This window comes from Erythrobacter sp. CCH5-A1 (assembly GCF_001557115.1).
Taxonomy (GTDB): domain Bacteria; phylum Pseudomonadota; class Alphaproteobacteria; order Sphingomonadales; family Sphingomonadaceae; genus Erythrobacter.
Window position 1 is genome coordinate 49,247 of sequence record NZ_LSKQ01000140.1, and the last position, 7,499, is coordinate 56,745.

Genomic DNA, 7,499 nt, shown 5'->3' on the forward strand with positions numbered 1-7,499 from the left:
GAACCTACCCCTTGAAGCCTTGCGCGATCACATACCACTCCGACGATCCCTTGCGGCTCGCCGGCGGCTTGGCGTGCTTGACGCTCGCAAAGTGCTTCTTGAGCAGGGCGAGCAGATCGGTGTCGGTCCCGCCTGCCAGCACCTTGGCGACGAAGCCGCCGCCCGGCGCGAGGTTCTCGACCGCGAACCATGCGCCCGCCTCGACCAGGCCCATGGTGCGCAGATGATCGGTCTGCTTGTGGCCGACGGTGTTGGCCGCCATGTCCGAGATCACCAGATCGGGCGGGCCGCCCAGCGCCTCGGCGAGCAGCGCGGGGGCCTTGTCGTCCATGAAATCCATCTGGAAGATGGTCACGCCGTCCAATGGCTCGACCGGCAGGAGGTCGATGCCCACCACCTCGGCCCTGGGACGCTTCTGCCGCACCACCTGCGCCCAGCCGCCCGGCGCGATGCCGAGGTCGACCACGCGGGTGGCGCCCTTCAGGAGGCCGAATTTCTCGTCGAGCTCGATCAGCTTGTAGGCCGCGCGGCTGCGGTAGCCGTCGGCCTTGGCCTGTTTCACGTAAGGGTCGTTGAGCTGGCGTTCGAGCCAGCGCACCTGCGATGCGGTGCGGCCCTTGGCGGTCTTGACGCGCTTGCCAGTGTCCTTGGCACCGCGGGTCATTGCCTGCTGCGCCCGTTCCCGCGCTGGCTCTTGAGCGCCTTCAAAGAGCGTTCCGACTGGAGCTCGGCGGCCATGATGCTTCTGAGAATGCCCTCGCGAATGCCGCGATCGGCGACGCCCAGCCGGCGCGCGGGCCACAGGTCGAGGATCGCCTCAAGGATCGCACAGCCCGCCACCACCAGATCCGCCCGGTCCTGCCCGATGCAGGGCAGGCTCGCGCGTTCATAGGGCGTCATTACCGATAGCCGCGCGCTGATCCCGCGCATCTCGCCCGCGGGCACGATCAGGCCGTCGACTGCCTTGCGGTCATAGCTCGGCAGCTCGAGATAGAGGCTGGCGAGCGTCGTCACCGTGCCGCTGGTGCCCAGCAGGCGGATGTCGGGGTGCTGCGCGGCATCCGCGACCCGCGCGGCGAAAGGCGCGAAGCTCTCCGAGACCATTTCACGCATCCGCGCAAAGCGGGCGAGGCGCGCGGTCTCACTGTCCTCGCCGCGGCCGACCGTGTCGGTCAGGCTGACCACGCCCCACGGCACGCTCTGCCAGTCGAGAATGCGCGGCACGCGGGCATTGGGGTCGGACTCGACCAGCACCAGCTCGGTCGAGCCCCCGCCGATATCGAAGATCACCGCCGGTCCGTCCCCCGCCTCGAGCAGGATGTGGCAGCCCAGCACCGCCAGCCGCGCCTCTTCCTCGGCGCTGATGATGTCCAATGCGATGCCCGTCTCGCGCCGCACGCGTTCGATGAATTCGGGGCCGTTGGCGGCACGGCGGCAGGCCTCGGTCGCGACCGAGCGGGCGAGGCGCACGTTGCGGCGCTGGAGCTTGTCGGCGCAGATGTTGAGCGCGCCCAGTGTGCGCTCCATCGCCGCGTCCGACAGGCGCCCGGAGGTCGCCAGCCCCTCGCCCAGCCGGACCACCCGGCTGAAGGCGTCGATCACCGTGAAATCGCGTCCCGAGGGGCGCGCGATCAGCAGCCGGCAATTGTTGGTGCCAAGGTCGAGCGCGGCATAGGCCTCGCCGTGGGCGGACGGCTTGATCGCGCCGATGTCGGCCAGATCGGGCCGCGCGCGGTCCTGCCCCTTGGCGGGGCGCACGGGTCTGCGCGCATCGCGACCGCCGCCGGCGGTGCGCGAATCGGGCTGAGGGGGGCGCTTGTAGCGGAAATCGGCTACCTTGCCGGACTTGCCGCCCCGGTTTTTCCCAGCACTTCTATTCCTGTCCGGCGGGAGTGTTTCCGCCATTTTCGCAATGCTTTCATATCACCGCGCGCAAACCCTCCACGCGCACGGCACTTGGCGCGCAAGTTATCGCAAGGCCGGGTCCCGCGCAAGCAGCCAGCACCACGAGGGCGCTTGACCTCGGGCGAACGCGAAACTAGGGAGCGCGCTCGCCGAGCCCGCCACAGGCCCGCACGGCGCATGGCCGATGCCCCGTCCTCTAATGGTAAGAGAGCGGACTCTGACTCCGTCAATCAAGGTTCGAATCCTTGCGGGGCATCCAGCCTTCCCCTCCCCGGTCGCGCCTTGAGCAGGGTGAAACCCGTTGGGGGACTATAGTCGGCGCGGCGCGCGGGACTAGCCCCAGCCCTGTTCGCGCAAAGCTGCCTGCATCGCCCGGCTGACGGGGACGGTAAGGCCGGTCTGCAGCGTCAGTTCGGCCTTGCCCTCGCGCCGCGCCAGCCGCTCCACCGCGCCGCGCGCCGCCCACCAGCTGCGATGGACGCGCGCGCCCGCCGCCTCGGGCAGCAGCGCGCAGGCATCGGTCATGCGCATCAGCACGAGGTCGCTCCCCGCATCGGTGTGGATGCGCAGATAGTGGTCCTCGGCCTCGATCGCGATCAGCCGCGCCTGCCTGAGGCGCACGGGAAGCTTCTCGGCCATGAGGTCGGGCAGGGCCGGAAGCGGGTCGGGCGCGCCCAGCGGATCGGCGCGCCCGGCAGGTCCGGGATCGCTGGCGGGCACCGGCACGGGCGCTCCGGGTGTCGCCCCATCCGGCACGGCGGCGAGGTGGTTGATCGTGGTCAGCACCAGCGCCACCATCAGCACCGTCAGGCCGAAGAACACCACTACCCCCGGCGTGATCGCGTCGAGCCCGAAGAACAGGGCGGTCGCAACGATCACCATGAAGGTGTGCGGCACCGACACCAAGAGCGCGACCACCGCGATCTCGGTCCAGCGGCGTCCGGCGAGGCCCCCCCACGCGCTCACCGCCGTCTGCACCGCGATGCCGAGCAGCGAGCCGGGCAGGATCACGCTCGCCCAGTAGAGCAGCCGGTAGCCGAAGGGTGCCTGTCCGGTGTTCATCGCCCCGAGCACCGCCAGCACCACCGCCGCGGCCAGCCCGATAGCCAGCCCGCGCAGCGTGCGGGCGCGCAGCGGCCGTGCATTTGGCGAAGCGTGAAGTGCAGCCTGGTTCATCTCGCGTATCCGGCGCCGCAGCTTGCGAAAGTTGGCGCGACGCCGTGCCTTAGCGAGGGCATCGGGGGTCTCGCAAGGCCCGCTTCGCAAGGGCCGGGATCACGGAGACACGCAACATGAACACCCGCCTCATCGCCCCGCTTCTGCTCGCCGCCGCCGCACTGCCGCTGGGCGGATGCGCGATCTCGATCAACGACCCCGGCGCGCCCTCGCCGTCGGTCGCGCGGGCTGCCGCCGCAAGCCTGACGATCCGCTTCGAGGGGATCGAGACCCCCAGGGGCCAGATCATGCTGAGCGTCTTCGACAATGCCGCGACGCACGACCAGAACGGCGCTCCGGTCCGCGTTGCCGCCGTTCCGGTAGAGGGCACGATCGCGCTCGCCAGCTTCGAGGGGCTCGCGCCGGGCGACTATGCGGTGAAGGCCTTCCACGACGTCGACGGGGACGGCAAGATGGGCACCAACCCCTTCGGCATGCCGCTCGAACCCTATGCCTTCTCGAACGACGCCAAGGCGCAAGGCGGCCCGCCGCGCTGGGAGGCGGCGCGTTTCCCCATCGCCGCCGGGGCGAACACCATCCGCATCACCATCAAGTAAGGGGGGCAAGACAGATGCTCGATCGCCGTGAACTGCTCCGCCGCGGGATGCTCGCCGCCGGGGCCGCCGCCATGCCCTCTGTGCTCGCCGCGCAGGTCAAGCCGGCCGCCGACTGGACGCTCGGCGTCACCGATGTGCTGACGGACATCACACGCCGGCCGCTCACCCGGCTCCACGGCAAGGCGCCCGCCCTCACCGGCACGCTCTACCGCAACGGCCCGGCGCGCTTCCGGCGCGGGGCGAGCAGCGTCACCCACTGGTTCGATGGTGACGGGCTGGTGCGCGCCTGGCGGATCGAGGAGGGCAACGCGAGCCTCGCCGCGCGCTTCGTCGACACGCCCAAGCGGCGGCTCGAGGAGCGGCTGGGCGCGATCGTCCAGCCCGGCTTCGGCACGCCCGCGCGCTCCGGCAGCGAACTGGGCGGACCGGACGATGCCAACGCGGCGAACACCCATGTGATCGCCGCAGGCGGCCAGCTGCTGGCGCTGTGGGAGGCGGGATCGCCCTTCGCGCTCGACCCCGAGACGCTGGCGACGCGCGGGCCGGTGACCTTCCGGAGCGACCTTGCGCAGATGCCCTTCCTCGCGCACCCGCGGATCGAGCCCTCGGGCCGGATCTGGAACATCGGATCGGGCGGCGATCATGCCTTCATCTGGCGGCTTTCCGCCGACGGCAAGTTCGAGGCGGGCGAGACCATCCGCCTGCCGATGGCGAGCTACATGCACGATTTCACCGCGACCGCCCGGCATCTCGTGATCCTGTGCCAGCCCTGGGTGCAGACCTCGCACAGCGTGCCCTATCTGCGGAGCCTCGAATGGCAGCCCGAGCGCGGGAGCCGGGTGCTGGTGATCGACAAGGACGACCTCACCAAGCGCCGCGAATACGAGCTGCCGCCGCTGATGTTCTTCCACTTGGGCGATGCGTGGGAGGAGGCCGACGGCACGATCCGCTTCGACGGGTGCTTCCACAAGGACCCGGCCTTCCCGGTGTTAGGCGCCGCAGCGCTCGTCGAGGGGCGGCGCGAACACAGCGAGATGCCTGCGCTCACCCTCGTCACCCTGCGCCCCGATGGCCGCGCCGACCTTTCTGCGGCCGGGATCACCGCCGAATTCCCCCGCGCCGCGCCCGAGATCGCGGGCCTGCCGCGCAGCAAGACGGTGTTCGTCGGCGACTACAGCAACGACAGGCCCTTCGCCCGCGCGGTCGGGATCTGGGACTGGGACAAGGGCAGCGCCGACCGCTTCGATTTCGGCCCTGCACAGCTGGTCGAGGAATTCGTGCCCGCAGGCGACCACCTGATCGGCACGACGCTCAACCTTGCCGCAGGTGCAAGCGAGCTCCACGTCTTCGACGCGCGCCGCATCGCCGATGGCCCGGTCGCCTCGTGGCGCAGCGATGTCGCTTTGCCGCTGTCCTTCCACGGCAGCTGGGTGGCGCGGACGGGGGCCTGAAGCCCGGCCCCCGTTTTGCGCGCAATCGCCGCCGCGGGCGCGCCCCGCTGCCCTAGCCTATTGCGGGGGTGGCGGGGCTCTGGCAGGGGCGAGCCATGACCGATCATGACCTGACCAACCGGAAATTCTACCGCGCCGGCGAGGAAACCCGCTTTGCCGAAGGCGGTCCCGAGCGCACCCCGCAGACCGCGCATCCGGCCTACAAGCTCGCCTTCCGCGACACCGATTTCCTGCTGCGCGACGAGCTGCGCCCCGTGCGTTTCCAGCTTGAGCTGCTGAAGCCCGAGATGCTGCTCGACGAGGCGCGGGTGGGTTCGACGCTGGTGATGTACGGCTCGGCCCGCATCCCTTCGCCCGCACAGGCCGAAGCGCGCATCGAGGCCGCGAAGAACGGCAGCGAGTATGACCGCAAGGTCGCCGAGCGTCTTGCCGCCAAGGCGAAGTATTACGACGAGGCCTATGCCCTCGCGCGGCTTGTCAGCGAGAAGGGCATCATCGAGAATGGCCTTCGCCAGTTCGTCGTCACCACCGGCGGCGGCCCCTCGATCATGGAGGCGGGCAACCGCGGCGCTTCCGACGCGGGGAGCGAATCGATCGGGCTCAACATCGTGCTGCCCCACGAGCAGGCGCCCAATCCCTATGTGACGCCCTACCTCAGCTTCCAGTTCCACTACTTCGCCCTCAGGAAGATGCACTTCCTGCTGCGCGCGCGGGCGGTGGCGGTGTTCCCCGGCGGCTTCGGGACGTTCGACGAATTCTTCGAGCTCGTCACCCTGATCCAGACTGGGAAGATGAAGCCGATGCCGATCATCCTGTTCGGGCGCGAGTTCTGGACGCGCGTGGTCGATTTCGAGGCGCTGGCGGAGGAGGGTGTGATCTCGAAGAGCGACCTCGACCTGTTCACCTGGGTCGAGACGGCGGAGGAGGCCTGGGCCTGCATCGCCGATTTCTACGACATCAAGGACCCGATGGCGGAGGATTAAAAATGAGCAGGTCGCTTCTTCTATTCTGTGCATGCTGCACAATCTTTGTCGCTCCCGCCAGCGCGGCACAAGAGAATGGTCCTGTAGAGAAATGCGTGCTTCGCTATCTGGTTGTAGCACATTTTTATGCTGCCATTAGCAAAGACGCACGAGATCAAAATAGGCGTGCTCAACTCGAACAGGCGCAGCGTCTGAATTATCGAAGCGCGCGGAACCTCGCCATCCGTAAAGGTCTGGCTTCTGATGACGCAACCTTTGCGCGTCATCGGTTGATGAGCGAGAGCTTTCGCCTCTTCGATCCTCTCTACAGAAGCGCGTCACGAGGAGATCCTCAGGTGATGGATAGATTAGTTCAAGGCGCGCAGGCGTGTGATAAGCAATTTGGATGAATTTTGACCATCTGCTGCTGGTTTAGAGAACGGGCTTTATCACAGAGCGCGCAAAGCCTGATGCCCCAGCGGGCCGCTGCCCGCGCCATAGCCGGGGGCGGCCTCGATTGCCTTTCTGACGAAGTCGCGCGCCACTGCGACCGCGACAGCCAGCGGCTCCCCGCGCCCGAGCAGCGTCGCGATAGCGGAGGAAAGCGTGCAGCCGGTGCCGTGGGTGTGGCGCGTCTCGATCCGCGCGTGGATGAAGGATTGCGGCGCCTCGCCGGGGGCGACCAACACGTCGGTGATTGTCTCGCCGCCCGCATGACCGCCCTTGGCCAGCACTGCCGCGCCGCTCGCGGCGGCGAGTTCCTGCGCGGCTTCGACCATGGCGTCATGGTTCGGCAGCGCGCGGCCCGCGAGGTGTTCGAGTTCGGGCAGGTTGGGGGTTATCACCGTGGCGAGCGGGAACAGCCGCGCGCGCAGCGCCGCGACCGCCTCCGGCCCCACCAGCACCGCGCCGCTCGTGGCGATCATCACCGGATCGAGCACCAGCGGCCGCCGCAGCAGCACCATCGCGCCCGCGACCTGACGAATCACCGCCTCGTCAGCCAGCATCCCGATCTTGACCGCATCCACTCCGATATCATCCACGCATGAGGCGATCTGGGCGAGCACCATCTCCGGCGCGATCCCTGTCACCCCCTGCACGCCCAGCGTGTTCTGCGCCGTGATCGCGGTAATGGCGGTCATCGCATAGCCGCCGAGCATGGTGATGGTCTTGATGTCGGCCTGAATGCCTGCCCCGCCCGAAGAGTCCGAACCGGCGATGGAGAGGATGCGGGGCGGGGGCGGGGTGCTCATGTGCTCCCCATAGCAGGCCGGCATGATCGGCGAGACGGTTTTTGCGAGCATCCCGACCGGCAGCTTCTGGCACGGTGTCGCGCCGGAGCGAATGACCGGAAGTGGGTGATGGGGTGGACGCCCCCCGACGGCATCGATGTGCCATAGTGGAGGTGT

8 protein-coding genes and 1 tRNA gene are annotated in these 7,499 nt (G+C 68.6%); 5 read left to right on the plus strand and 4 right to left on the minus strand.

Features of this window, described 5'->3' with window-relative positions; genetic code table 11:
* Window positions 1-4: 4 nt before the first annotated feature.
* Window positions 5-664, minus strand: coding sequence for an RlmE family RNA methyltransferase (locus tag AX708_RS07645; protein ID WP_066531489.1), 660 nt, complete (start codon window positions 662-664; stop codon window positions 5-7).
* Entirely contained in the window at window positions 661-1,905 is a 1,245-nt protein-coding gene (locus AX708_RS07650; protein WP_066531491.1) for a Ppx/GppA phosphatase family protein, read from the minus strand. The genes AX708_RS07645 and AX708_RS07650 overlap by 4 nt, the downstream gene beginning before the upstream one ends.
* 185 nt (window positions 1,906-2,090) lie before the next feature.
* Between AX708_RS07650 and AX708_RS07655 the strand changes: the two genes are divergently transcribed.
* Window positions 2,091-2,164: transfer RNA gene (locus AX708_RS07655), tRNA-Gln, on the plus strand.
* Between the two features lie 74 nt (window positions 2,165-2,238).
* Here AX708_RS07655 and AX708_RS07660 read toward each other — a convergent pair.
* Window positions 2,239-3,081 (minus strand): LytTR family DNA-binding domain-containing protein, encoded by an 843-nt coding sequence (locus tag AX708_RS07660; protein WP_066531492.1) that lies wholly within the window; start codon window positions 3,079-3,081, stop codon window positions 2,239-2,241.
* 116 nt (window positions 3,082-3,197) lie between these two features.
* On the opposite strand from AX708_RS07660, the gene AX708_RS07665 reads away from it, so the two are divergent.
* The 4 genes from AX708_RS07665 to AX708_RS20380 all read left to right on the plus strand — a co-directional run bounded on the left by AX708_RS07665 (window position 3,198) and on the right by AX708_RS20380 (window position 6,500).
* Window positions 3,198-3,677, plus strand: a complete 480-nt coding sequence (locus tag AX708_RS07665; RefSeq protein WP_066531496.1) for a DUF2141 domain-containing protein — start codon at window positions 3,198-3,200, stop codon at window positions 3,675-3,677.
* 14 nt (window positions 3,678-3,691) lie between these two features.
* Window positions 3,692-5,128 (plus strand): carotenoid oxygenase family protein, encoded by a 1,437-nt coding sequence (locus AX708_RS07670; protein WP_066531498.1) that lies wholly within the window; start codon window positions 3,692-3,694, stop codon window positions 5,126-5,128.
* A gap of 95 nt (window positions 5,129-5,223) precedes the next feature.
* Window positions 5,224-6,111, plus strand: a complete 888-nt coding sequence (locus AX708_RS07675) for an LOG family protein (RefSeq protein WP_067489883.1) — start codon at window positions 5,224-5,226, stop codon at window positions 6,109-6,111.
* A 2-nt stretch (window positions 6,112-6,113) separates the two neighbouring features.
* Window positions 6,114-6,500, plus strand: coding sequence for a hypothetical protein (locus AX708_RS20380; protein ID WP_156443462.1), 387 nt, complete (start codon window positions 6,114-6,116; stop codon window positions 6,498-6,500).
* A 39-nt stretch (window positions 6,501-6,539) separates the two neighbouring features.
* Here AX708_RS20380 and thiD read toward each other — a convergent pair whose 3' ends face one another.
* On the minus strand, window positions 6,540-7,343 hold the full coding sequence (gene thiD, locus AX708_RS07685; RefSeq protein ID WP_066531501.1) for a bifunctional hydroxymethylpyrimidine kinase/phosphomethylpyrimidine kinase: 804 nt from the start codon (window positions 7,341-7,343) through the stop codon (window positions 6,540-6,542).
* Window positions 7,344-7,499: the final 156 nt, after the last annotated feature.

What these genes read in the sequence shown, in the direction of transcription:
- AX708_RS07650 (WP_066531491.1), bottom strand. Translation starts at nt 1,905, where the DNA reads ATGGCGGAAACACTCCCGCCGGACAGGAATAGAAGTGCTGGGAAAAAC.
- AX708_RS07670 (WP_066531498.1), top strand. Translation starts at nt 3,692, where the DNA reads ATGCTCGATCGCCGTGAACTGCTCCGCCGCGGGATGCTCGCCGCCGGG.
- AX708_RS07675 (WP_067489883.1), top strand. Translation starts at nt 5,224, where the DNA reads ATGACCGATCATGACCTGACCAACCGGAAATTCTACCGCGCCGGCGAG.
- AX708_RS07665 (WP_066531496.1), top strand. Translation starts at nt 3,198, where the DNA reads ATGAACACCCGCCTCATCGCCCCGCTTCTGCTCGCCGCCGCCGCACTG.
- thiD (WP_066531501.1), bottom strand. Translation starts at nt 7,343, where the DNA reads ATGAGCACCCCGCCCCCGCCCCGCATCCTCTCCATCGCCGGTTCGGAC.
- AX708_RS07645 (WP_066531489.1), bottom strand. Translation starts at nt 664, where the DNA reads ATGACCCGCGGTGCCAAGGACACTGGCAAGCGCGTCAAGACCGCCAAG.
- AX708_RS07660 (WP_066531492.1), bottom strand. Translation starts at nt 3,081, where the DNA reads ATGAACCAGGCTGCACTTCACGCTTCGCCAAATGCACGGCCGCTGCGC.
- AX708_RS20380 (WP_156443462.1), top strand. Translation starts at nt 6,114, where the DNA reads ATGAGCAGGTCGCTTCTTCTATTCTGTGCATGCTGCACAATCTTTGTC.